Source organism: Streptomyces sp. NPDC002793, assembly GCF_040295485.1.
Classification (GTDB): domain Bacteria; phylum Actinomycetota; class Actinomycetes; order Streptomycetales; family Streptomycetaceae; genus Streptomyces.
In genome coordinates, this window is sequence record NZ_JBEOVL010000003.1 from 252,622 (window position 1) to 275,781 (window position 23,160).

The window sequence follows — 23,160 nt, forward strand, 5'->3', positions numbered from 1 at the left end:
ATGACCGTGGCCGCCGTCACCTCGCCCGCGTAACGCCCTCCCCCACGTACGCGAACGGCCCCCTCCTCCACTCACAGGAGCCCCATATGGAACACGCACAGCCACACCACGGAAGCGGGACGGAGTTCGCACCCCCCGTCGGCGAGGCGGCGGTCGAAGCCCGCGGGATCGGCAGGAAGTACCGGCGGGGCTGGGCCCTGCGGGACGTCTCGTTCCGGCTGCCCGCCGGGCGGGTGTGCGGCCTCGTCGGCCCCAACGGCGCCGGGAAGAGCACCCTGATGGGCCTGGCCACGAACATGATCAGGCCGACGACCGGCGCCCTGCGGGTGTTCGGCGCGGCACCGGGGTCGACGGAGGCCGTCCTGCGGACCGCGTACCTGACCCAGGAGAAGCCGCTGTTCAAGCGCTTCACCGTGGCCGAAACCCTGCGGCTGGGGCGAGAGTTCAACCCCCGCTGGGATCAGGAGGTCGCCGAGGGCATCGTCCACGCGGGACAGGTGCCGCTGGACGCCAAGGTGGGAACGCTGTCCGGTGGGCAGCGCACCCGCGTCGCCTTCGCCCTGGCCTTCGGCAAGCGGCCTGATCTGCTCATCCTCGACGAGCCGATGGCCGATCTGGACCCACTGGTCCGCCGCGAGCTGATGACCACGCTGACGACGGAGGCCGCCGAACACGGCACCACGGTGCTGGTGTCGTCACACATGCTCGCCGAGCTGGAGCACATCTGTGACTACCTCCTCGTCGTCGCGAACGGTGGTCTTCGCCTCGCCGGCGAGGTACGCGAACTGCGCGCCGCGCACGCCCTGCTCGACGTACCGGGAGGCGGCCCCTCCCCCGAACTCACCCCCCACACGGTCATCGAGTCCCGCCGCGGCGAGGGCCGGCCCGGCGTCCTGGTGCGTCTCGGCGGACCGGTCGGGTACGGCGGCCCGGCGGCCGAGGTCCCGACCCTGGAGGAGCTTCTGCTCGCGTACCTGCGCGCACCCGACGTGCCTGCGCTGATCGCGCCCGGTGCCCGGGTCGGCGACATCGACGACATCATCGCCCGCGACCGGACGAAGGCTGTGACCGCATGACCACCCTCACCCGTGACCCGGCCCGTACGGCACCCACCGCGCCTCCTCGGAGCGGCTGGGTCTCCCGGCTCGGCGGTCCGGTCTGGCTCGTCCGGCGCCAGCACCGCGCCGCGTTCTGGACGCTCCTCGCCCTCACCTGCCTCGGTGTGCTCGTCATGGCCTACCTGCGAGGGCAGACGATGGACTTCCTGGCCACCGTGGAGCCGACCTCGCGGAGGTCCGGCGGCCTGCCGCCCGAGTTCGAGACGTACGCCGACCGCCTGTTCGGCATCGGCAGTTACCTCGGCTACCTCCCCGTCCTCGCCGGTGTCTTCCTCGGGGCCCCGCTCATCGCGGGCGACCTGGAGTCCGGCACCGCCAAGCTGGTGACCTCGCAGTCCGTCAGCCGGCTGCGGTGGCTCGCCACGAAGCTCGCCGTGCCCGCCGCGATGCTCACCCTGTGCACCACGGTCCTCAGCGTCGTCTTCACCTGGTGGTGGCGCCCGGTCAAGGGGCTTTCCGACGGCCTCACGTGGACCTCCTTCTTCAGCGTCACGGGGGTCACACCGGTGGCCTACGCCCTGCTCACGTTCACCGTCGGCGCGGCGGTCGGTCTGCTCCTGCGCCGTACGTTGGTGTCGATGGTGGTCACGCTCGGCATCGTCGTGGCCATCGGGTTCGTGTGGGACCAGCTGTGGCGGAGCCTGGGCAACGTCATGTCGGTCAGCACCGACCAGGGCGTCGGCCCCGACGCCACACTGCCGGAGCTGCCCACCGAGGCGGAGCAGCAGGGGCAGGGCACCTACTTCCTCACCGAATCCGGCGACCGCCTGGACTGGACCACCTGTCTCGACCAGATGGAGAACGCCGAGGCGCACACCTCCTGCCTGGAGTCCCAGCACGTCATCGGCCGGTCCATGGACTACCTTCCCGTCTCGCAGATGCAGTCGATGCAGTGGCTCGGAGCGGGCATCATGTTCGCCGTCACCGCAGCCGTCGTCGCCTTCGTCCTCCTGTGGGGCCGCAAGCGGCTCCTGTGACCTGCCGGTGGAAGCGGTCGCTTGACCCTCACGTCGCGTGAGGCCGGAGGGTGGAGCACATGAGCGACTACTACAACGCGTTCGAGACCAGCCCCGTACCCGCCCCCGGCCCCGACGCGGTCCCTCCGGAGCCGTTCCGCGGCATCTACGGAATGCCCGCGTTCGTGACGATCCCCACCGACGACCTGGCCGCTTCCGTGGACTTCTGGGTGCGTGGGCTCGGGTTCTTCGAGCTGTTCGGCATCCCCGGCACACTCGTGCACCTGCGCCGATGGGCGTTCCAGGACGTGCTCCTCGTCCGGGCGGAGAGCGTTCCGGAACAGGCACCGGCGATGAGCGTCAGCTTCTCGTGCGTGCTCAGCCAGATCGACCCCCTCGTGGAGGCCTGCCGCGCCGTGCGCCCGGACTCGGTCGACGGGCCACGGGACACGCCCTGGAACACCCGCGACGTGGAAGTGATCACCCCCGAGAACGCACGGGTCGTCCTCACGGCGGCGAAGCCCTTCGACCCGGCGAGCCAGGAGGCGAGGAACCTCGCGGAGATCGGGATCACCCCGCCGGACCCCGTCGGCGACAATGCTGAGCATGCCTGACATCTCTGACGCCGAAGGCCTGACCGTCGGTCAGGCCTCGGCGCGCCTGGGCGTGACGGTCCGCGCCCTGCACCACTGGGACGAGATCGGCCTGGCGAGCCCGTCGATGCGCACGGCGGCCGGATACCGGCTCTACACAGCCGGTGATCTGGAACGCCTGCACCGCGTCGTCGTCTACCGTGAGCTCGGCCTCGGCCTGGACAGGATCCGGGCGGTCCTGGACGACTCGACCGCTGACGTGCCCGGCGCGCTGCGTGCCCAGCGCGCCCAGGTCGCCGAACGGATCGACCGCCTCCAGCGGCTCGGCGCCGGACTGGACCGGATGATCGACGCCCATGAGAACGGCCTGCTGCTGAGCGTCGAGCAGCAGGCCGCGATCTTCGGCCCGGGGTGGAATCCGGACTGGCCCGCCCAGGCCCGGAAGCGCTACGGGAACACGGCACAGTGGCAGCAGTACGCCGAACGCTCCGCCTCCCGGGGACCGGAGGAGTGGGGAGCCGTCGTCGAGGCCGTCGACGGCCTCGACCGCGCCCTGGCGGACGCCATGGACGCCGGAGTCACACCGGGCAGCCCGGAGGCGAACGGGCTGGTCGACCGGCACCGCGAGGTCTTCGCCTCGCACTTTCCGCTCACCCGGCAGATGCAGGTCTGCCTCGCCCGCATGTACGAGGCCGACCCGGCGTTCGCCGCCCACTACGACGGCATCCGCCCCGGTCTCGCCGCGTGGTTCCGCCGGATCGTCGACGCCGCCGCGCGCGCCCACGGCGTCGACCCCGACACCGCGACCTGGGAGTGACGGCCGCGTGGGCGCCTACTCGCGCGCGGTGGCCGTGTTACTCATGTCCGGGTAGCGGTCCCCCGCCACCTGGCCCGCGATGGGCTCCAGCACCTCCAACTCCTGCGGGGTCAGGGTCAGCCGGGTCGCTCCGAGGTTCTCCAGCAGACGGCTGCGCCTACGGGTGCCGGGGATCGGCACGACGGTCAGGCCGTGCACCTCGGCGCGCTGCTGGACCCAGGCCAGGGCCACCTGCGCGGCCGTCGCCCCGTGCGCCGCCGCGATCTTGTGCACGGGCTCCATCAGCGCGGCGTTCGTCTTCGCGTTCTCGCCGGTGAAACGCGGCTGGTGCTTACGGAAGTCGTTCGGCGTCAGGTCCTTGGCCGCGTCCGCGAACGCCCCGGTCAGGAAGCCGCGTCCGAGCGGCGAGTACGGCACGAGAGTCACCCCGAGCTCGACGGCGGCAGGCACGGAGCTGCGCTCCACGTCCCTGCTGAAGAGCGACCACTCGGACTGCAGGGCCGCGATCGGGTGCACGGCGTGCGCCTCACGGAGCTCGTCCCCGGTCACCTCGCTCAGCCCGAGCTGCTTGACCTTGCCCTGCCGCACCAGCTCGGCCATCGCGCCCACCGACTCGGCGAACGGGACGAGCGGATCGCGGCGGTGCATGTAGTACAGGTCGATGACGTCGGTGTTCAGGCGGCGCAGGCTGCCCTCGACGGCCGCGCGGATGTACGCCGGGTCGTTGCGCACGCCCCGGTAGTGCGGGTCGTCGTCCCTTCGCTCGATGGCGAATTTGGTCGCCAGCGTGATCTCGTCCCGGTGCGCCCCGACGAACGGCGCGAGGAACGTCTCGTTGGCCCCGCTCCCGTAGATGTCCGCGGTGTCGAAGAGGGTGACGCCCGCCTGCAGCGCGGCTTCCAGGGTGTCCCGGGCCGCCGGTTCGTCGGTGTCCCCGTAGAACTCGCTGATCCCCATGCAGCCGAGCCCCTGCACCCCGACCTGCGGGCCTCCGCCGCCGAGCTGTACGGTCGCGATCTTTTCGGTCTCGCTCATGTCGTCAGACCCTTTCCGGCGCCGTACGGGCGCCGTCATAGAAGTCGATCTTGAAGTCGAGTACGGCCAGCGTCCCCTGGAGCTCCGCGATCCGTGTCTCCACGTCTCGTCGGGTCGACTCCAGCAGCTCCTGCCGTTCGGCGAAGGTCTGGTCGCCCTCCCGGACCAGCTCGGCGTACCTGACCATGTCGGCGACCGGCATGCCGGTCAGCCTCAGCTTGCCGACGAAGGCCAGCCAGTCCAGGTCACGGTTGCTGAAGCGGCGCTGGCCCGTGTGCGAGCGGTCCACGTGCGGCATCAGCCCGATCCGCTCGTACCAGCGCAGCGTGTGGGCGGTGAGCCCGCTGAAGGCGACGACCTCGCTGATGGTGTAGCGGTCCTGTCCTTCGGGTCGCGGGTGCGCCGTCGGGGCGGAAGCGCAGATGTCCGTACGTGCGGAAATGCTCTCCATCACCGTCATGACCTCCACGCTAGAACCTTGGAGTGCACTCCAAGCAAGCGTATTCGAGTGGCGATCTCGATTTCGGCTCCCGTTAGGCTCGTACCCATGCAGAGCCTGGCGATGATCGAGAACTGGCCCGTCCCCACCGCGGCAGCCGCCGTCGTCACCCCGGACGGCACGCTCCTGGGTACCCATGGTCCCACCGCGCACCGTTTCCCGCTGGCCTCGGTGACCAAGCCGCTCGCGGCGTACGCGGCGCTGGTGGCGTACGAGGAGGGTGCCGTCGAGCTGGACGATCCCGCGGGCCCGGAGGGCTCGACCGTCCGCCACCTCCTCGCCCACACCAGCGGACTCGCCTTCGACGAACACCGGGTCACCGCCCCTGCAGGCACCCGCCGGCTGTACTCCAACGCCGGCTTCGAGGTGCTCGGCGACCACATCGCGAAGGCCACGGAGATCCCCTTCCCGGAGTACGTACGCCAGGCCGTCCTGGAACCCCTGGGCATGACCTCGACGACGGTGGAGGGCTCCCCCGCCAAGGACGGCGTCTCGACCGTGGACGACCTGGTCCGCTTCGCGGCGGAGGTCCAGGCCCCGCGCCTCCTCGACCCGCGTACGGTCCTGGAGGCGCAGAGCGTGGTGCACCCCGGCCTCAAGGGCGTGCTCCCCGGCTACGGGCATCAGAACCCGAACGACTGGGGCCTCGGCTTCGAGATCCGTGACTCCAAGTCACCGCACTGGACCGGGCTCTCCTCCTCCCCCGCCACCTTCGGCCACTTCGGCCAGTCCGGCACGTTCCTCTGGATCGACCCCGTGGCGGGCGTGGCGTGCGTCGCACTGACGGACCGGGCGTTCGGCCCGTGGGCCGCCGAGGTCTGGACGCCGTTCACCGACGCGGTGCTGGCGGAGCTCGCCGCCTCCCGCTGAGCGGCCCCCCGGCCGAGGCACTCGAACCACACCGTCTTCCCGCGCCCGTCCCGTCGCTCCTCCACACCCCATCTGTCGGTGACGGCGCCCACCAGGAGCAGCCCCCGCCCGCCCTCGTCGAGCGCGTCACCCGCTACCGCGTGCGGCAACGTGGCGCAGGCGTCCGCGACTTCGACGCGTACGCCACCGACGGGGAGCAGGAAGACGAAGGTCTGGCAACGGCGGCCGGGAACATGCCGTACGACGTTGGCGATGAGCTCGGTGAGCGCGAGCTCCGCCGCGTCGGCCACATCGAGCAGGTCCCAGCGGGTGAGGTACGTGCGCAGGATGCGGCGCAGATGCCGGGCGGAGTGCGCGCCCATCGCGAGATCGGCACGGTAGACCGGTTCCATGTCACCGGTTCGAGTGCCAGGTACGTGATTCATGTCACCAGGATGCAGTGCTGTGATTACTCTCGGCTACCAACTGAACCGAACGCCGCCGAGCGTTGAAGCGGAAGGCACCCTCCATGGCCAATGTGCGGACCCTCGACCCCAACGCCTCCCCGCTGCACTTCTACGGCTGGGAGCTGCGCCGCCGACGGGAGGCCGCAGGCCTCAGGCAGGGGCAGCTCGGCGAGATCATCTTCTGCACAGGTTCGTTGATCGGCCAGATCGAGACGTCGAAGAAGGTGCCGACCCGCGACTTCTCGGAACGCCTGGACGCGGCGCTGGGCACGGACGGGGTGTTCTCGCGACTGGTGGGGCTGGTGCTGAGGAGCCAGCTGCCGACCTGGTTCCAGGCGTACGCCGACATGGAGGCGAAGGCGACGTACATCTCCACGTACCAGGCGCAGTTGGTGTATGGGCTGCTGCAGACGGAGGAGTACGCGCGGGCGGTCCTGGTCACCGGCATGCCCGATGGCCTGGAAGGCCTCCTCGCGGCCCGAATGGAGCGCCAACGCATCCTGGAGCGGGCGCAACCGCCGCTGGCCTGGGCGATCCTGGACGAGGCGGTACTTCACCGGCCGATCGGTGGCCGCGAGGTCATGCGGAAGCAACTCGCCCGCTTGTTGGAGTACACCGGGCACCGATGGATGCGGATTCAGGTGCTGCCTTTTTCAGCGGGTGAACACACCAGTCTTGATGGGACGTTCAACCTGCTCCGTTTCGAAAGTGACCCAGATCTGATCTATACGGAAGACCTCATCTCCGGCCACATGACTGCCAGCCCCGAGACCATCAGGGAAGCCGCACGCCGCTACGCTCATTTGCAGGCCGCAGCCCTCTCCGTCGAGGACTCGGCGGCACTGATCACTCGTGTGATGGAGGAGCGTTATGGCGACCGGTCCGAACCTGAAGAGCGCGGCGTGGCGTAAGTCCAGCCACAGCGGCACCAACGGCGGCGAGTGCGTCGAGTGCACCGTGACCGGCGGCGCCACGTGGCGTAAGTCCTCGTACAGCGGCAGCACCGGCGGCGACTGCGTCGAGGTCGCCGACGGCTGCTCCGCCTCCGTCCCCGTCCGCGACAGCAAGAACCCGACCGGCCCCGTGCTCGTCCTGGGCGCCGACGCCTGGCAGGCGTTCGTGGATGGGCTCCGCTGACGGGCGGGACAGCGGCCACGACCGGCTATCCGCTGCCGCCCCTCCTCTTGTGTCGCGCCATGGCTCGGCCTGCCTGAACTGCCCGTCTTGGAGTGGCCGGAGCCGTCTCGGGAGCGGGAGGTGTACGGGCTTCACTGGAAGACTTCGGCCCTCGTCCAATGGGCCGCCGGGCGCCCGTTCGCCTGGGTCGACGACGAGATCAGCGACATCGACCGCGTCTGGGTGGAGGCACACCACCCAGGGCGTGCACTCCTCCACCGCATCGAGGCCTGGCGAGGGCTCACCGGGGCGGACTTCGCCGCCGTCGACACCTGGCTGCGTCGGCACTCCGCCGCCTGAATCGAGCCGCGCCCTCGGGCTCCGATAGATTCGAACGCTATGCGATCACGTGATTACGACCTCGACTTCCGGGACCGAGCCAGGAAAACACGGACATGGGGCCTCGTTCTGCTCTCCCTGGCCGCGCTGCTGTGGGTCTGGTGCGCAGCGCTGCTGATCATGCCGTACGAGGTGGACCGGAAGCCGGACGACCAGTACCCGAGGGAATGCGCCTCGCGGCTGTTCACCGATCGCGGCACCGCCAACGAGGGCGTCCGGAGCGGGGATCACTGCGCGGACGAGCGGGACTGGCCCGAGGCCATAGCCGTGCTCGGTGTCTCGTTGCCGGTGTCGATCGTCGGTGTGGGGCTGTTCACCATCGGTACCGTGACGCGCCGCATGAGCTCCCACAGCCAGGCCATGCGCGAGCTGGACGGACCGGCGGTGAGCACGTCGCCCTAGGCGTGTCCGGCGGGCCGTCAGCCTGCGGCAGCCACCATCTTCTCGATCTCCTCGATCACGAGGCCCGGGCGGTCCTTCGGGACGTCGTGCGAGCTTCCCCTCGCGGTCACGAGGGTCCGATCGGGCCCCTGCCGTACGAATGACGAGGCGGCGTCCCGCCAGCGCCGGGCGTCCTCGGGCGACCCGTCGAACGGGGTCTTCTCCGACACGATGACGGTGGCCGGGACGGTGTCGGGCCAGGAGACCTGGTGATAGGCCCGGTGCATCGGGACGTAGCTCTCCGCGGTGGAGATCAGCTGGCTGTTCCGCGGGGCGGAGGGATCCTTCTTCGCCGCGTCGACCGCCGGCTGATTGGCCGCGACGACACGTGCTATCTGGTCGTCCGTGTACAGCGGAGGCAGGCTGGCGTCGACGAGCACGGAGCCGGACACCAGCTCGGGGTTCTCCTTGGTGAAGTAGGTCGCGATCTCGCCGGCCTGCGAGTGGGACACCAGGATCACGTCCTCGGTCACGCCCAGCTCTCGCAGACCCGCCCTCAGGTCGCTGACGGCGTTCTCCACCTTCCACGGTCCCGCCACCTTCTCGCTCCGCCCGAGCCCGGCCCGGTCGTACGTGATGATCTCGGATCCGGTTCTCGCGTGGAGCTCGGTGACGAGGTCCTTCCAGTAGGAGGAGTCCTCGCCGCCGCCCGCGTCCAGGACGACGGTCGGGCCGCGCCCCTCGGTGACGTGGAACGCGAGACGGTGCCCGCCGTTGTCGATCAGGTGCGGCGTCGACGTGGCCGCCTGCGGTGCGGCGGGTACCGACGCGGCCGAGTCCGGAGGAGCAGCCCTCTCATCTCCGCAGGCCGTGAGGGCACCGGCGGCAAGTGCCAGCAAGGCGATACCCGACATCGCGCGGTGTGCACGTCGGTCGGTAAGGCGGAAACGGGCCATGAGTGATCCTCAGGAGTTAGGTCGAGCGATTGGATTCCGGCGTGCAGCGCTGCTCGCCCGAGAGCCATCTTTCGCCCGCACCGGCCCGTGCGACATCCGGCCACCAGGCAGGTTCGTGGTGCGGCTGAGGGCACCGTGCTCGGTGGGGCCAGCCCCCGGGCGGCGGCCCGACCACCGAGCGGGACCCTGCGGTTTCCCGCACATCGGGCTCTGTGGGAAGCCGCAGTCCGTCGAATGGCAACCCGCGTACCATAGGCGAGTAAAGAGTTCCTAAAATGCAGGGGCGTCGGGGCGTCGGCCCCGGGCGTTCGATCCGCCGCCTTGGAGGCCCCCCATGCATCTCATGACCCTTGCGCTGCCGCAGGAGCCCACGGACGGCATCGCGGGCTGGGCCGCCGACCTCGTCGACACCCTGGGCGGTCCCGGCGCGGGGCTGGCCATCGCCCTGGAGAACCTCTTCCCTCCGCTGCCCAGCGAGATCATCCTCCCGCTCACCGGCTTCGCGGCCGGCCAGGGAGTGCTGAGCCTCGCCTCGGCCCTGTTCTGGACGACCCTGGGGTCGGTGGTCGGTGCGGTGGCCCTCTACTGGATCGGCGTACTCATCGGCCGTGACCGGCTGTTCGCCGTGTGGGCGAAGCTTCCGCTGGTGAAGACCTCGGACCTGGAGCGGACCGAGGCCTGGTTCGCCAAGCACGGCACCAAGGCCGTGTTCTTCGGCAGGATGGTGCCCATCTTCCGGAGCCTCATCTCGGTCCCCGCGGGCCTGGAGCGGATGCCGATGCCCCAGTTCGTCATACTGACGACGCTCGGCAGCCTCGTCTGGAACAGCGTCCTGGTGATGTGCGGCTACTGGCTGGGCAGTCACTGGGATGTGGTGGAGACCTACGTCGGCTTCCTGAGCAAGGCGGTCCTGGTCGTCGTCGTGGTGGCCCTGGTCGTCTACCTGACCGTACGGATCAAGGGCCGCAACTCGACCGCCCAGCACCGCCGGACCTCTTGAACGGAGCCACGGACGCGGCGCCCCGCCCCAGGGGGGCCGTCTCCCCGGTTCCGGTGAGGGGCGGCAGCATGAGGCCGAGCGCTCCGAGGGGTCACGGTCGGTCCCGTCGGCACCGGCAAGCGGTGAATCCGGCCTACCCCGGGCTCAGGCGGGCACAGCGGCGGCTGGCGCGGGCCGAAGAGGCCACCACGGCGTGCGAGGCCGCCGAGAGGGCTCCGGCCAGTGCGAGCAGCGGCCAGTCCGCGGTGAGCGCGGCGGCGACCGCCAGTGCGGGCGTCGCGACCGCCATGGCGACGCTGGCCGTGGTGCCGGCCCAGGCGACCGCCAGGGGAAGTCGATGGAGGGTGGGCAGCCTGCGGGCGAGGGTGCCCGTGGCGGCGAGCAGTGCCGCGGCGAGCAGCGCGGCGACGATCGCGACACCGGCCAGGCCCATCGCCGACAGCTGGGCCGTGCGCGACAGTTGCCCGGTCGTCGCCTCGGGGAGGTCCGACGTCCGGGCGAGGCACCAGCAGGCGATCAGGAAGGGCGCGGTGAGGGTCACGGCCCGTGCCGTGTGCCGGGCCTGGGCAATGGTCAGTTCGCGCTGGGCGGCCGGGGCGATCTCCTCGACGGTCCCGAACTCCCGTACCGCCGCCCGGGCGGCCCGTCCGGGGGACATCCCCTCGGCGACGTGGGCCTGGGCCGTGTCCGCCAGGCCGTCGCACAGTTCCTCGATCATGCGGGCCTTCGGCCCGGCAGGGCCGTGCAGGACGGCCGTCAGGGATGCCTCGTACGCGGCGACGGGGTCGGCCGGTCCGCCGGTGGGTTTCATGTCGTCAGCCCGGGCGGGGTGGAGGGGTTGAGGACGGAGCCGATCGCCGTGGTGAATTCGTCCCACGCGGTCCGCTCACCGGCCAGGGTGCGCCGCCCCTCCTCGGTCAGCTCGTAACAGCGCCGCCGCCGCTCACCGGCCGACTCCCAGCTGCTGCTCAGCAGCCCGATCCGCTCCAGCCGGTTCAGGGCCGGATAGATCGTGCCCGTGCGCAGTTCGAGTACGCCGCCGCTGCGGCGCTGCACGGCCGCGATGATCGCGTACCCGTGCAGCGGGCCCGGTTCCAGCACGGCCAGCAGCAGTCCGTCGAGGTGCCCTCGCACCGCATCCGCCTTCATGGGTAGGCAGCCTACCCAAAGGACGCGTAGGCAGTGTATGTATTGGCAGCCAACACATACGCGTGTCCCGAGCAGGAGGCATCCGCAGTGACCAAGCTGCTGCTATCCATCCATGTCATCGCCGCGATCGTGGCCGTCGGGTCGATCACCGTCGCCGCCTCGATGTTTCCGCGCTACGCGCTGCGTGCCCTGGACGGCACCGAGAAGGACGGCAGGGCCGCGGGGGTCGCCGGGCTCCTGCACCGCGTCTGCTACGGCTACTCGCTCGCCGGGATCTTCGTGCCGGTGTTCGGGATCGCGACCGGTGCCGCGCTCGGAGTCCTCACCGATGCCTGGCTGATCGCCTCGCTCGTCCTCACCCTGATCGCCGCGGCCGTCCTCGGACTCGCCATCCTGCCCGGACAGCGGCGGCTGCTGGCCGACGAGGACGACGGCGAGGGCCCGCCCACCCTGGATGCCGCACGGCCGATGGCGGCGCGGCTGACCATGCTCACCGGCATCTTCAACCTCGTCTGGGCGGTCGTCGTCGTCCTGATGATCGTCCGCCCCGGGTCCACGACAGGGGCGTGAGACGCGGCAGCGCCCGTGGTCAGGGCGCACTGGAACTGGGACTGCTCAGGCGGCAGCCGTGACGCCTCACACCACGCCGAGCTCCCACACCAGCACCTCGGCGTCCCGCAGCGCCACCAGCTCCAGCCCCCGGGGTTCCGTGACCCGCGCCGAGTCACCCTCACCCAGCCGTTCGTCGCCGAGGCCCACCTCGCCCCGTACGACGTGGAGGTAGGCGCCCGCCGCGTCCGGCACGGCGGTGCGCTCCCCCTCGGAAGGCCGGTACACATGGAGCAGCGCGCCCGCCTCCGGAAGGGCGTACGGGGTGGAGCCGGCGATCCCGGAGACGTGCGTGTAAGAGGGCTCGCCGCCGGGTTCCAGGGGGGACAGCCACATCTGGACGAACCTCAACGGGTGCTCCCCGTCGTTGCGTTCGACGTGCCGCACCCCGGCGGCCGAGCTGAGGTGCTGGACGTCCCCGGGCCGTACGACGGTGGCGTGGGAGGCCGAGTCGCGGTGGGTGAGCTCACCCTCCACCACCCAGGTGACGATCTCGGTGTGGCTGTGCGGATGCTCGTCGAAGCCGGCACCCGGCGCGAGACGTTCCTCGTTGCAGGCGAGGATCGGCCCGAAGCGCAGGTTGTCCGGATCGTAGAACCGCCCGAAGGAGAAGGCGTGCAGCGTCTCGATGCCCTCGGAGCCGCCCGTGGCGGAATCCCCGCCTCGGAATCGGTCCCCGGACCGGCGTACGTCCATCACGCCCCCACGGTATCCCCCGCCGGGCCGCGTTCCGCCCCTCCTCTCCGGGCACCTGCCCTGATAAGGCAGTCTTGTGTGCGTGCCCCGACCCGATCCTGAGCAGCCCGCCGCGCATGCCGCCCATCTTCACGCCGCGACCCTGAAACGGCTGGAACAGTCCTCCGGCCGGCTGGCCGCCCACGCCATCGCACGCATGGACGAGACGCTTCCGTGGTACCGGGCTATGCCACCGGAGAACCGGTCCTGGATCGGCCTGGTCGCCCAGGCCGGTATCGCCGCGTTCACCGAGTGGTTCCGGCATCCGGAGACACCGCAGGCGATCTCCACCGATGTGTTCGGCACCGCTCCGCGCGAGCTGACACGCGCGATCACCCTGCGGCAGACCGTCGAGATGGTGCGTACGACGATCGAGGTCATGGAGACCGCGATCGAGGAGGTCGCGGCGCCCGGCGACGAGTCGGTGCTGCGCGAGGCGCTGCTCGTCTACGCCCGCGAGATCGCCTTCGCGACCGCCCAGGTGTACGCCCAGGCCGCCGAGGCGCGTGGCGCGTGGGACGCCCGGCTGGAGTCGCTGGTGGTGAACGCCGTGCTGTCCGGCGAGGCGGACGAGGGTGCCGTGTCCCGGGCCGCCGCGCTCGGCTGGAACTCCCCCGACCATGTGTGCGTCGTCCTGGGCACCGCCCCCGACGGGGACAGCGAGCTCACCGTGGAGGCGATCCGGCGGGCGGCGAGGCACGCCAAGCTCCAGGTCCTGACCGGGGTCCTCGGACACCGCCTGGTCGTGATCGCGGGCGGCAGCGACAACCCCTTGAACGTCGCGAAGTCGCTGATCGGTCCGTACGCGGCCGGCCCCGTCGTCGCCGGCCCCGTGGTGCCCGACCTCCTCGCCGCCACCAGGTCCGCGCAGGCCGCGGCGGCAGGTCTCAAGGCCTGCTCGGCGTGGCAGGACGCTCCGAGGCCCGTCCTGTCGGACGATCTCCTTCCTGAGCGTGCGATGGCGGGCGATCCGGCAGCGCGCGCTCAGTTGGTGGAGGAGATCTACAGACCACTGGAAGAGGCGGGTTCGGCACTCCTGGAGACGCTGAGTGTGTATCTGGAGCAGGCGAGCAGCCTCGAGGGCGCGGCACGGATGCTGTTCGTGCACCCCAATACCGTGCGCTACCGGCTGCGACGTGTGACTGACGTCACCGGCTGGTCACCTTCCGACGTCCGTTCCGCGTTCACTCTGCGGATCGCCCTCATCCTGGGGCGCTTGGCCGCCGGAGACACTCAGTCCTAGACTTTTGTCGAACTCCAACAATTCCCCTGACGGTTCTTCGTCCCTGTCCCCACCGGCGCCAGGGGCCGTCCACAAGAGAGAGTGTGAGGGTGCTCGTACTCGTCGCTCCCGGCCAAGGCGCTCAGACGCCCGGCTTCCTGACTCCCTGGCTCGACCTCCCCGGTGCCGCCGACCGCATCGCGGGATGGTCCGACGCCATCGGGCTCGACCTTGCCCACTACGGCACGAAGGCCGACGCGGACGAGATCCGCGACACGGCGGTGGCCCAGCCGCTGCTGGTCGCCGCGGGTCTCCTCTCCGCCGCCGCCCTTGACGCCTCGCCCGGCGTCGTGGCGGGCCACAGCGTCGGCGAGATCACCGCCGCCGCGCTCGCCGGCGTCATCGACGACGAGGCCGCGCTCCGCTTCGTACGCACCCGGGGGCTCGGCATGGCCGAGGCCGCCGCGGCCACCGAGACCGGCATGGCCGCGCTCCTCGGCGGGGACCCGGACGTCACGGTCCCGCACCTGGAGAAGCTGGGGCTCACCCCGGCCAACGTCAACGGTGGCGGGCAGATCGTCGCCGCCGGCACCGCGGAGCAGATCGCCGCGCTGACCGAGGACAAGCCCGAAGGCGTACGCCGTGTGGTGCCGCTCAAGGTCGCCGGCGCGTTCCACACGCGCCACATGGCCCCGGCCGTGGACAAGCTGCGTGACGCCGCCACCGCCCTGACGGTCAGCGACCCGAAGGTGACGTACGTGTCGAACGCCGACGGGAAGACGGTCGCCACCGGCGACGAGGTCATCACGCGGCTCGTCGGCCAGGTCGCCAGCCCGGTCCGCTGGGACCTGTGCATGGAGACCTTCGCCGCGCTCGGAGTCACGGCCCTCATCGAGGCCTCTCCCGGCGGGACCCTGGTCGGGCTCGCCAAGCGCGCGCTGCCCGGCGTGAAGACCCTCGCGCTCAAGACCCCCGACGACCTCGACGCGGCCCGCGCGCTCATCTCCGAGCACGCAGGCGCCTAAGGAGCCCGAGAGCATGTCGAAGATCAAGCCCAGCAAGGGCGCCCCGTACGCACGCATCATGGGTGTGGGCGGCTACCGCCCGACCCGTGTCGTGCCCAACGAGGTGATCCTCGAGACGATCGACTCGTCCGACGAGTGGATCCGCTCCCGCTCCGGTATCGCCACCCGCCACTGGGCCTCCGACGAGGAGACCGTGTCGATGATGTCCGTGGAGGCCTCCGGCAAGGCGATCGCGGATGCCGGGATCACCCCGGAGCAGATCGGCGGAGTCATCGTCTCCACCGTCTCGCACTTCAAGCAGACCCCGGCCGTCGCCACCGACATCGCGCACAAGGTCGGCGCGGGCAAGCCCGCCGCCTTCGACATCTCGGCCGGCTGCGCGGGCTTCGGCTACGGACTCACGCTCGCCAAGGGCATGATCGTCGAGGGCTCGGCGGAGTACGTACTCGTCATCGGTGTCGAGCGGCTCAGCGACCTCACCGACCTGGAGGACCGCGCGACGGCCTTCCTGTTCGGCGACGGCGCGGGCGCCGTCGTGGTCGGCCCGTCCCAGGAGCCGGCCATCGGCCCCACCGTCTGGGGTTCCGAGGGCGACAAGTCCGAGACGATCAAGCAGACCGTCTCGTGGAACGACCTCCACATCGGCGACGTCTCCAAGCTGCCGCTCGACAAGAACGGTGAGGTCAAGTTCCCGGCCATCACGCAGGAGGGCCAGGCGGTCTTCCGCTGGGCCGTCTTCGAGATGGCGAAGGTCGCCCAGCAGGCGCTGGAAGCGGCCGGGATCTCCCCGGAGGACCTGGACGTCTTCATCCCGCACCAGGCCAACATGCGGATCATCGACTCGATGGTGAAGACACTCAAGCTGCCGGAGCACGTCACGGTCGCCCGTGACGTGGAAACCACCGGCAACACGTCGGCCGCCTCGATTCCGCTCGCGATGGAGCGGCTTCTGGCGACCGGTCAGGCCAAGAGCGGCGACACGGCGCTCATCATCGGCTTCGGGGCGGGTCTCGTCTACGCCGCGACGGTCGTTACCCTCCCCTAGGCACCCTGGACCTTTCGGTCCACCCGCCCGAACCCTGCAGAAACACATCGAAGGAGCGCCAACATGGCCGCCACTCAGGAAGAGATCGTCACCGGTCTCGCCGAGATCGTCAACGAGATCGCCGGTATCCCGGTCGAGGACGTCCAGCTGGACAAGTCCTTCACCGACGACCTGGACGTCGACTCGCTGTCCATGGTCGAGGTCGTCGTCGCCGCCGAAGAGCGCTTCGACGTCAAGATCCCCGACGAGGACGTCAAGAACCTCAAGACGGTCGGCGACGCCGCTGACTACATCCTGAAGCACCAGGGCTGATCCCAGCCCGTTCTGTGTGTCGCCACCCGGCGGTGGCGCCGCTGATTCACGACCCTCTACACGTGGAGAAGATTTTCCAGTGAGCCCGACCAATCGCACCGTGGTCGTCACCGGTATCGGCGCAACCACTCCGCTGGGTGGCGACTCCGCATCGACCTGGGAAGGTCTGATGGCCGGCCGGTCCGGCGTCAAGCCTCTCGAGGGCGAACGTTTCGCCGAACTGCCCGTCCGGATCGCGGCCCTCGCGGCCGTCGACCCGGGTGACGTCCTGCCCCGTCCGCTCGCCCGCAAGCTGGACCGCTCGGCGCAGTTCGCGCTGATCGCCGCCCGCGAGGCGTGGGCCGACGCCGGTTTCACCGGCAAGGCCGGCGAGGACGAGAAGATCCGGCCCGAGCGTCTGGGTTCGGTCATCGCCTCCGGTATCGGTGGCGTGATCACCCTGCTCGACCAGTACGACGTGCTGAAGGAGAAGGGCGTACGCCGCGTCTCCCCGCACACCGTTCCCATGCTCATGCCCAACGGCCCGGCGGCCAACGTCGGCCTGGAGGTCAACGCCCAGGCCGGTGTCCACACCCCGGTCTCCGCCTGCGCGTCGGGCGCCGAGGCCATCGGTTACGCCGTCGAGATGATCCGCACCGGCCGTGCCGACGTGGTCGTCGCCGGTGGCACCGAGGCGGCCATCCACCCGCTGCCGATCGCGGCGTTCGCCAACATGATGGCGATGTCCAAGAGCAACGACGAGCCCGAGAAGGCCTCGCGTCCCTACGACACGGCCCGCGACGGCTTCGTTCTCGGCGAGGGCGCCGGCGTCGTGATCCTGGAGTCCGCGGAGCACGCCGCCGCGCGGGGCGCCAAGGTCTACTGCGAGGTGCTCGGCCAGGGCCTGTCGGCCGACGCCCACCACATCGCGCAGCCCGAGCCCACCGGGCGCGGGATCGCCGCCGCGATGCAGAACCTGCTGGACGCGACGGACCTGAAGCCCTCGGAGGTCGTGCACCTGAACGCGCACGCCACGTCCACGCCGCAGGGTGACATCGCGGAGATCAAGGCACTGCGCGCGGTGCTGGGCGACGACCTGGACCATGTCGCGATCTCCGCCACGAAGTCCATGACGGGTCACCTGCTGGGTGGCGCGGGCGGTATCGAGACCGTGGCGACGGTCCTGGCCCTGCACAACCGGATGGCACCGCCCACGATCAACATCGACGACCTCGACGAGGCGGTCGACGCCGACGTCGTACGCGGTGAGCCGCGGGCGCTGCCCGAGGGTTCGATCGCGGCGATCAACAACTCGTTCGGCTTCGGTGGCCACAACGTGGTGCTGGCGTTCCGTTCGGTCTGACCCGGTGATCAGCCACTGATCCTGCCGCGAGGCCCGCTTCCCCCGTGGGGAGGCGGGCCTCGCGCATGCGCGCCCCATCGATCCGTCCGGCCGGCGAGGATGTGGGGCCGGACTACCGGCCGCTCGCCTGCGGAACCGGAAGCCGCGGTGCCTCCGGCGGCACGGGCGCGGCAGGCCGGTTGCGGGCCAGCATGATCGCGGGCACCGCGGCGAGGAGGAAGAGCGCTCCCGCCATGACGACGTAGAGGTGGACGCCGGTCGCCGTGCTCACCGGGGCGTCGCCGGCGAAGGTCCCGGGGACGAGGGTCGCCTTGAGTACCTCGCCCCCGGCGAAGCTGAAGACGACCGAGCCGAGGGCCAGCACGACCGACACCAGGCCGGCGGTCGTGCCCTGGCGTTCGGGGGCTTCGAGGCTGGTCGCCAGGTTGTAGCCGGAGGCGCCGATCGCTCCGGCGGCCATGCCGACCAGGGCGCCGCAGGCGATCGCCAGTGGGAGCACCGATACGCCCGCCACCATCGCGAAGGTCGCCACCGCTCCGACGGCGATGCCGACGAAGAGGGGCAGTGCGGGACCGAACCGCCCCGCGATCCATCCGGCGCACGTGCCGCCGATGACGATGCCGAGGTTGGGGGCGGCGAGCAGCACCGCGACCGCCTCCCCGTCACCCAGCCCGTAACCGAGACCCAGCTCGGGGGGCACCTGGGCGACGATGCTCGTCAGTTGCAGCATGCTCCGGAAGGAACCTGCCGCCAGCACCAGGGCCAGCAGCGTCAGCAGGATCGGGCGGCCGAGGGCCCGGAGGTCGATGATGGGTTCCTCGACCCGCAGCGCGAGGAACGCCCAGCCGGCCAGGGCGGCGGCGCCGGCCGTCAGCAGCGTGATCATGCCCCCGGACAGCCATCCGAGGTCTCTGCCGAGGCTGGTGTAGGCGAGCACCGCGCAGAGGCCGCCGCCGAGCAGGAGCGCCCCGGTCACGTCGATCCGGCCGGTGCCGCGGACCGGTGACTCCGGGATGAAGGCGCGCACGCAGAGCGCGGCCGCAGCGGCGAGCAGCGCCGCCATCAGGAACACGCTCCGGTAGCCGAACGCGTCGATGACCGGCTGCATCAGGAACGGTTCGATGATGCCGACGAGCGAGGAGCCCGAGGTCACGAGTCCGATCAGGGCCATCGCCACCCGCGGGGTGCAGATCTGGCGTGCGAGGGCCACCGTGAGGAAGATCGCCGCGAAGGCGGCGCCCTGGAGGAAGCGCCCCACCAGGAAGATCCAGATGCTGGGGGCGACGAGGCAGACCAGTGCTCCGGTGCAGGCGAGGAGAAGTGTGCCGATGAGCATCCGGCGCTTGCCGAAGATGTCGGAACTCTTCGCGAGCAGCGGCGACCAGAGGGCCCCTGCCAGCATCGCGCTCGCGTTCAGCCATGCGGCCTGGTCGGTGTGGAAGTGCTCCAGTAACTGGGGCAGGACCATCATGGGCGAGCCGATGGCGACGTCGGCCAGGACGTTGGCGAGGGTGAGGACGGCCGCCCAGAGGACGAGCCGCTTGCTCCAGCGGTGCTCCTGGGGGCGGGGGGCGGGCCTTTCCGGTGTGTCTTTCACTTCGCGTCCTCTTCAGCGTGTGCAGCGTGTGAGTGGTGAGGTCCCGGCGAACGGCACGCCCCGTGGGCGGCGCGGCCGGCACGGGTCGGCCGTGGCACCGGGTTCAGGGCGCGCCGGTGGCGGATGCTCGCAGGGCCTTGTTGCGGGCTGCGATGGCGGCCCAGCTCGTCGGCAGCATGCGGTCACGACCGCTGTGGACACGGTCCTGGGCCAACGTGACGTAGGGGCGCTGCCGGGCCTCGTACCGTGCGAACGCGGTGGTGTGGTCGGTGCCGTGCCGATCGATCTCCTCGGCCAGGAAGTGGGCGCCGGTGAGCGCGAGTGAGGTGCCCCGGCCGGAAAGATAGGCCGGGCTGTACCCGGCGTCCCCGACGAGTGCGACCCGGCCGCGGTGCCAGGAGGGCAGGTGGATCTGGCTCGCGGGGGTGAGGAAGAAGCCGGGGTCGGCGAGGGCCGCGTCGAGCAGCTCCGGGATCCGCCACGACCGGTGGCCGGCGAAGGCGTCGACGAGGATCTTCTTCTGGGCGTCCAGGTCGTGGTGGTCGTACTCGATCGGATCCGAGCGGAACTGGAAGACCGCGACGGCCTTGCCGTTGTACCGGAAGATGCCTGCCATCCGACGGGGGACGTTGTATATGGAGTTGGCGCCCTCGGTACGCGCTTCGCCGGGATGGTCGGCGAGCGCGAAGTAGACGCCGAGGTGCCGGAGGTAGTCGTCCTCGGGCCCGAACACCAGCCCGCGTACCGCGGAGTGCTGGCCGTCGGCTCCGATCACCAGGTCGTACCGCCCGGTGCGACCCGATGCGAAACGTACGTCGACACCGCCGCCGTCGTCGGTGAGTGTCTCGATCGAGTCGCCGAACCGGATCTCCGCGGTGGTGGCCGGGAGCGCGTCGGCGAGGATGCGGACGAGGTCTTCGCGGAGGAGCTCGATGTCGTCGTCGGAGTCGTTGATGTCCGCCATCGGGATCGGGGCCACCGGCTCGCCCCCGCTGTCGACGAACTGGGTGAGCTCCGACATCCGGACCCGTTGCTTCCGGACCTTCGCGAGAAGTCCCATGCGGTCCACGGCCCGGATCGCGTCACCGCGGATGTCGATGGGCGTGCCTGTGAGTCGGAGGTGTGGGGCGTACTCGACCACGGTGACGTCGTGGCCGCGGGTGCCGAGCTCGCGTGCGCAGGCAAGTCCTGCGATACCGGCTCCTGAGACGAGGATGTTCACGTGTGTGCTCCAGGATTCGTTGGAGTGGGTGCGCGGTCGGATCGGTCGCCGCCCGCCGGTCGGTGGCCGGGCCCGCGGGGCGGAGCGAGAGGCGGGCAGGCCGGTATCGCGACGGGCCGGGCTACTAAAGAAACAACCTGTCGCTTTTAGCGACCATACTTACCACCGGCTTGCACCGCAACGCCCCTCGTGGCGACAATCGGCGCCCGAGCAGAGAAACAGGAGGTGAGCGCGGCCATGGCCGACGGGACCGCCGCCCGGCCGCCCGCACGGCGCCCGGGCGGCCGCAACGCACGGGTGAGAGCGCAGATCCTCGCCGCGACGGTCCGGCTCGTGGCGCGCGACGGCATCGCGGGCTTCCGCTACGAGGAGGTCGCCGAGTCCGCCGGCGTGCACAAGACCAGCGTCTACCGCAACTGGCCGGACCGCGAGGAGCTGGTGGTCGAAGCCCTGCTGCGCTACGCCGAGGAGCTCGCCTCGGTCGCCGACACGGGCGACCTCCACCGGGACCTGGTGGACTTTCTGCTGGACCTGGCCGGTGGCCTGGAAACGCCGTTCGGCAAAACCCTCGAACAGGCCATCCAGCCCGCCCGCCAGAGCCCCACCGTCCAGGCGCTCACCAAGATCCTCGACCAGCGCGTGGCCGTCATGCGGCGGCGGGTCGACACCGCCGTCGACCGCGGCGAACTCCCGCCGGTCGACCCCGCTTTCCTCGGCGAGATGATCTCCGGACCCGTGCACCTGATCGTCAACCGCGGCATGCGCCCGTTCACACGCACGGACGCCGAGCGCATCGTCGGCGTGGTGCTCGCCGGCATCCGGGCCACCGCACCACACAGCTGAGGCGCGAAAGATGGGCCCCCGGCCCCGGACCGACCCTGCGACAACCGGGGTGAAACGTTCCTGCTGGGCCGACTACCGAGGTTCCGGCAGGGCCGGCCCCGTCACACCACCTGGTGCAGCCAGCGCACGGGCGCGCCCTCGCCCGCGTGGCGGAAGGACTCCAGCTCGTCGTCCCACGGCTTGCCCAGGAGCTTGGCCACCTCGGCCTCCAGGTCCGTCTCGCCGTTCAGCGAGCGGGCCAGAGCCGCTCGGAGCCGGTCCTCCGGGACCAGGATGTCGCCGTGCATGCCGGTGACGGCGTGGAAGATGCCGAGACCCGGCGTGGAGCTGTAGCGCTCCCCCTCCGCCGTGGGGCACGGTTCCGCCGTCACCTCGAAGCGCAGCAGGTCCCAGCCACGGAGGGCCGAGGCCAGCTCCGAAGCCGTGCCCGTACGGCCCTTCCAGGAGAATTCGGACCGCCAGGTGCCAGGGGCGGCCGGCTGTCTGGCCCAGTCCAGCTGGACCCTCACACCGAGCACATTCGCCACCGCCCATTCGACGTGCGGGCACAGCGCGCGCGGTGCGGAGTGAACGTAAAGGACTCCACGTGTCGTCACCGGGACCTCCAGTGTGGGACGAGGTTCGCCTTCCACAGCGGCCTCGCGCCCGTACCGTCGCTTTTCGGCCGGATCCCGAGGTTGTCATCAGTAAACAGCATCGGGAGTGAATCTCCTGAAAAGGAACAGTATGTGACGTGAGATAACGTACCGGGCCCGCTGACGCGTCGTGGGCCGGGCACACACCGCTGGTTCGACGGGGAAAAGCTACCGTGCCCCGGGGCCGGGTGTGTGACGTACGGTCGGTCCCGGGGCCATCATTCGCAGAGCATTCACCCGCGAGGGCGCGGAGGCCCGCCACCTGGGGCTGTCCGGTTGTGCCAGGGGCACAGTCACCCGCGTGGCCGGAGGGGAAAACACAGATGTCCGAGCGTCCGTCACGTCGCCGTGTCCGAGGCGTCGCAGCCACTCTGACGGCTGTCGCCGCCGTCGGAGCCGCCGTGCTCACGGGCTGCACCTCAGACGGGAGCCCGTCCGCGCGGAGCGGCACGGGCGCCGCGAGCCCCTCCCCTTCGCCCACCCCGCTGTGGGACGTGAGCCCCGCGTCCATCGCCGCGGTCGGGGACTCCATCACCACGGGCTTCGACGCCTGCTCGGTGCTGGCCGACTGCCCCGAGGTGTCCTGGGCGACCGGGACCGACAGCGCGGTGCGGAGCCTCGCCGTACGCGTCCTCGGCACGTCGAAGGCCGCCACGCACAGCTGGAACCACGCGGTGTCGGGCGCCAGGATCGCGCAGCTGCCGGAGCAGATGGCGCTGGCGGCGAAGGAGAGGCCGGGCCTGGTCACGGTGATGATCGGAGCGAACGACGCCTGCCGCGATTCGGTGGAGCTGATGACGCCGGAGGCCGACTTCCGGGCGTCCTTCGAGGCGTCGATGCGGCAGTTGCGCGCGGCGGCCCCGAAGGCGCAGGTGTACGTGTCGAGCGTGCCGGACCTCAAGCGGCTCTGGTCGGTCGGTCGGGAGAATCCGATGGGCAAGCAGATCTGGAAGCTGGGGATCTGCCGCTCGATGCTGGGCGACGCCGACGACATGGGGGCCGCGGCCGTCGCCCGGCGTGACGCGGTGCGGGAGCGCGTCGTCGCGTACAACGGGGTGCTGCGGGACGTCTGCGCGCGGGACGAGCGCTGTCGGTACGACGGCGGGGCGGTGTTCGACTACCGGTTCACCGGTGAACAGCTCAGCGAGTGGGACTGGTTCCATCCGGGCCGAGACGGCCAGGCCGGACTGGCAGAGATCGCTTACCGCAACGTCACCGCGTCCGGGCCCCCCGCGTAA

Annotated in this window: 26 protein-coding genes and 2 pseudogenes; 18 read left to right on the forward strand and 10 right to left on the reverse strand. The window is 70.7% G+C overall.

The features are described 5' to 3' along the window. Positions 1-86: 86 nt before the first annotated feature. From ABT001_RS04435 to ABT001_RS04450, 4 genes are read left to right on the forward strand one after another with little or no spacing between them, the layout of a single operon-like run. On the forward strand, positions 87-1,076 hold the full coding sequence (locus ABT001_RS04435; RefSeq protein WP_351272209.1) for an ABC transporter ATP-binding protein: 990 nt from the start codon (positions 87-89) through the stop codon (positions 1,074-1,076). Next, positions 1,073-2,095: an ABC-2 membrane transporter-related protein gene (locus ABT001_RS04440; RefSeq protein WP_351272212.1), complete on the forward strand. Its 1,023-nt coding sequence runs from the start codon at positions 1,073-1,075 to the stop codon at positions 2,093-2,095. Before ABT001_RS04435 ends, ABT001_RS04440 begins: the two co-directional genes overlap by 4 nt. Positions 2,096-2,154: 59 nt before the next feature. After that, positions 2,155-2,688: a VOC family protein gene (locus ABT001_RS04445; protein WP_351272214.1), complete on the forward strand. Its 534-nt coding sequence runs from the start codon at positions 2,155-2,157 to the stop codon at positions 2,686-2,688. Beyond that, the gene (locus ABT001_RS04450; RefSeq protein WP_351272217.1) at positions 2,681-3,484 is read left to right on the forward strand and encodes a MerR family transcriptional regulator; all 804 of its coding nucleotides are present in this window, start codon (positions 2,681-2,683) and stop codon (positions 3,482-3,484) included. The genes ABT001_RS04445 and ABT001_RS04450 overlap by 8 nt, the downstream gene beginning before the upstream one ends. A gap of 15 nt (positions 3,485-3,499) precedes the next feature. Here ABT001_RS04450 and ABT001_RS04455 read toward each other — a convergent pair whose 3' ends face one another. Further along, positions 3,500-4,519, reverse strand: a complete 1,020-nt coding sequence (locus ABT001_RS04455) for an aldo/keto reductase (RefSeq protein ID WP_351272220.1) — start codon at positions 4,517-4,519, stop codon at positions 3,500-3,502. 4 nt (positions 4,520-4,523) lie between these two features. Continuing rightward, entirely contained in the window at positions 4,524-4,979 is a 456-nt protein-coding gene (locus ABT001_RS04460) for a MerR family transcriptional regulator (RefSeq protein WP_351272223.1), read from the reverse strand. Between the two features lie 87 nt (positions 4,980-5,066). Here ABT001_RS04460 and ABT001_RS04465 point away from each other — a divergent pair, with 87 nt between their 5' ends. Continuing rightward, complete coding sequence (locus tag ABT001_RS04465; protein WP_351272226.1) at positions 5,067-5,888, forward strand: serine hydrolase domain-containing protein; 822 nt, start codon at positions 5,067-5,069, stop codon at positions 5,886-5,888. 14 nt (positions 5,889-5,902) lie between these two features. On the opposite strand, the pseudogene ABT001_RS04470 reads toward ABT001_RS04465, so the two are convergent. Then, positions 5,903-6,313, reverse strand: a pseudogene (locus ABT001_RS04470) (ATP-binding protein); the annotation flags it as partial. 83 nt (positions 6,314-6,396) lie between these two features. On the opposite strand from ABT001_RS04470, the gene ABT001_RS04475 reads away from it, so the two are divergent. The 4 genes and pseudogenes from ABT001_RS04475 to ABT001_RS04490 all read left to right on the forward strand — a co-directional run bounded on the left by ABT001_RS04475 (position 6,397) and on the right by ABT001_RS04490 (position 8,251). Beyond that, positions 6,397-7,245, forward strand: coding sequence for a helix-turn-helix domain-containing protein (locus tag ABT001_RS04475; protein ID WP_351272229.1), 849 nt, complete (start codon positions 6,397-6,399; stop codon positions 7,243-7,245). Next, entirely contained in the window at positions 7,205-7,471 is a 267-nt protein-coding gene (locus tag ABT001_RS04480; RefSeq protein ID WP_351272232.1) for a DUF397 domain-containing protein, read from the forward strand. The genes ABT001_RS04475 and ABT001_RS04480 overlap by 41 nt, the downstream gene beginning before the upstream one ends. Before the next feature lie 42 nt (positions 7,472-7,513). After that, positions 7,514-7,810: pseudogene (locus ABT001_RS04485) on the forward strand (hypothetical protein); the annotation flags it as partial. A gap of 39 nt (positions 7,811-7,849) precedes the next feature. Continuing rightward, a complete protein-coding gene (locus ABT001_RS04490; protein ID WP_351272235.1) occupies positions 7,850-8,251 on the forward strand; it encodes a hypothetical protein in 402 nt (133 codons plus the stop codon). Positions 8,252-8,268: 17 nt separating this feature from the next. Here the strand turns inward: ABT001_RS04490 and ABT001_RS04495 are convergent, their stop codons facing one another. Next, the gene (locus tag ABT001_RS04495; protein ID WP_351272238.1) at positions 8,269-9,186 is read right to left on the reverse strand and encodes an alpha/beta fold hydrolase; all 918 of its coding nucleotides are present in this window, start codon (positions 9,184-9,186) and stop codon (positions 8,269-8,271) included. 334 nt (positions 9,187-9,520) lie between these two features. On the opposite strand from ABT001_RS04495, the gene ABT001_RS04500 reads away from it, so the two are divergent. Next, a complete protein-coding gene (locus ABT001_RS04500; RefSeq protein WP_351272241.1) occupies positions 9,521-10,186 on the forward strand; it encodes a DedA family protein in 666 nt (221 codons plus the stop codon). A 133-nt stretch (positions 10,187-10,319) separates the two neighbouring features. Here ABT001_RS04500 and ABT001_RS04505 read toward each other — a convergent pair whose 3' ends face one another. Both ABT001_RS04505 and ABT001_RS04510 read right to left on the reverse strand, forming a co-directional pair. Continuing rightward, positions 10,320-10,997, reverse strand: a complete 678-nt coding sequence (locus ABT001_RS04505; protein ID WP_351272244.1) for a permease prefix domain 1-containing protein — start codon at positions 10,995-10,997, stop codon at positions 10,320-10,322. Further along, the gene (locus tag ABT001_RS04510; RefSeq protein ID WP_351272247.1) at positions 10,994-11,335 is read right to left on the reverse strand and encodes a PadR family transcriptional regulator; all 342 of its coding nucleotides are present in this window, start codon (positions 11,333-11,335) and stop codon (positions 10,994-10,996) included. The genes ABT001_RS04505 and ABT001_RS04510 overlap by 4 nt, the downstream gene beginning before the upstream one ends. 87 nt (positions 11,336-11,422) lie before the next feature. Between ABT001_RS04510 and ABT001_RS04515 the strand changes: the two genes are divergently transcribed. Beyond that, entirely contained in the window at positions 11,423-11,905 is a 483-nt protein-coding gene (locus ABT001_RS04515) for a DUF2269 family protein (RefSeq protein ID WP_351272250.1), read from the forward strand. Between the two features lie 66 nt (positions 11,906-11,971). Here the strand turns inward: ABT001_RS04515 and ABT001_RS04520 are convergent, their stop codons facing one another. Next, complete coding sequence (locus ABT001_RS04520) at positions 11,972-12,640, reverse strand: pirin family protein (RefSeq protein WP_502967421.1); 669 nt, start codon at positions 12,638-12,640, stop codon at positions 11,972-11,974. 82 nt (positions 12,641-12,722) lie between these two features. On the opposite strand from ABT001_RS04520, the gene ABT001_RS04525 reads away from it, so the two are divergent. The 5 genes from ABT001_RS04525 to fabF all read left to right on the forward strand — a co-directional run bounded on the left by ABT001_RS04525 (position 12,723) and on the right by fabF (position 17,625). Continuing rightward, positions 12,723-13,922: a PucR family transcriptional regulator gene (locus tag ABT001_RS04525; protein WP_351272256.1), complete on the forward strand. Its 1,200-nt coding sequence runs from the start codon at positions 12,723-12,725 to the stop codon at positions 13,920-13,922. 89 nt (positions 13,923-14,011) lie between these two features. Beyond that, positions 14,012-14,926: an ACP S-malonyltransferase gene (locus ABT001_RS04530; RefSeq protein WP_351272259.1), complete on the forward strand. Its 915-nt coding sequence runs from the start codon at positions 14,012-14,014 to the stop codon at positions 14,924-14,926. Positions 14,927-14,939: 13 nt separating this feature from the next. Continuing rightward, positions 14,940-15,971, forward strand: a complete 1,032-nt coding sequence (locus ABT001_RS04535; RefSeq protein WP_351272262.1) for a ketoacyl-ACP synthase III — start codon at positions 14,940-14,942, stop codon at positions 15,969-15,971. Positions 15,972-16,034: 63 nt separating this feature from the next. Next, positions 16,035-16,283, forward strand: a complete 249-nt coding sequence (locus ABT001_RS04540) for an acyl carrier protein (protein WP_014045780.1) — start codon at positions 16,035-16,037, stop codon at positions 16,281-16,283. Between the two features lie 79 nt (positions 16,284-16,362). Continuing rightward, positions 16,363-17,625: a beta-ketoacyl-ACP synthase II gene (gene fabF, locus ABT001_RS04545; RefSeq protein WP_351272266.1), complete on the forward strand. Its 1,263-nt coding sequence runs from the start codon at positions 16,363-16,365 to the stop codon at positions 17,623-17,625. Positions 17,626-17,737: 112 nt separating this feature from the next. Here the strand turns inward: fabF and ABT001_RS04550 are convergent, their stop codons facing one another. Both ABT001_RS04550 and ABT001_RS04555 read right to left on the reverse strand, forming a co-directional pair. Then, entirely contained in the window at positions 17,738-19,222 is a 1,485-nt protein-coding gene (locus ABT001_RS04550; RefSeq protein WP_351272269.1) for an MFS transporter, read from the reverse strand. Between the two features lie 103 nt (positions 19,223-19,325). Beyond that, on the reverse strand, positions 19,326-20,444 hold the full coding sequence (locus ABT001_RS04555) for an FAD-dependent monooxygenase (RefSeq protein WP_351272272.1): 1,119 nt from the start codon (positions 20,442-20,444) through the stop codon (positions 19,326-19,328). Positions 20,445-20,681: 237 nt separating this feature from the next. Between ABT001_RS04555 and ABT001_RS04560 the strand changes: the two genes are divergently transcribed. After that, positions 20,682-21,287 carry a TetR/AcrR family transcriptional regulator gene (locus ABT001_RS04560; protein ID WP_351272275.1) on the forward strand — a complete coding sequence of 202 codons (606 nt, stop codon included), beginning with the start codon at positions 20,682-20,684 and terminating at the stop codon, positions 21,285-21,287. Positions 21,288-21,388: 101 nt separating this feature from the next. Here the strand turns inward: ABT001_RS04560 and ABT001_RS04565 are convergent, their stop codons facing one another. After that, the gene (locus ABT001_RS04565; protein WP_351272278.1) at positions 21,389-21,883 is read right to left on the reverse strand and encodes a DUF3145 domain-containing protein; all 495 of its coding nucleotides are present in this window, start codon (positions 21,881-21,883) and stop codon (positions 21,389-21,391) included. Positions 21,884-22,245: 362 nt separating this feature from the next. Here ABT001_RS04565 and ABT001_RS04570 point away from each other — a divergent pair, with 362 nt between their 5' ends. Further along, entirely contained in the window at positions 22,246-23,160 is a 915-nt protein-coding gene (locus ABT001_RS04570) for an SGNH/GDSL hydrolase family protein (protein ID WP_351272281.1), read from the forward strand.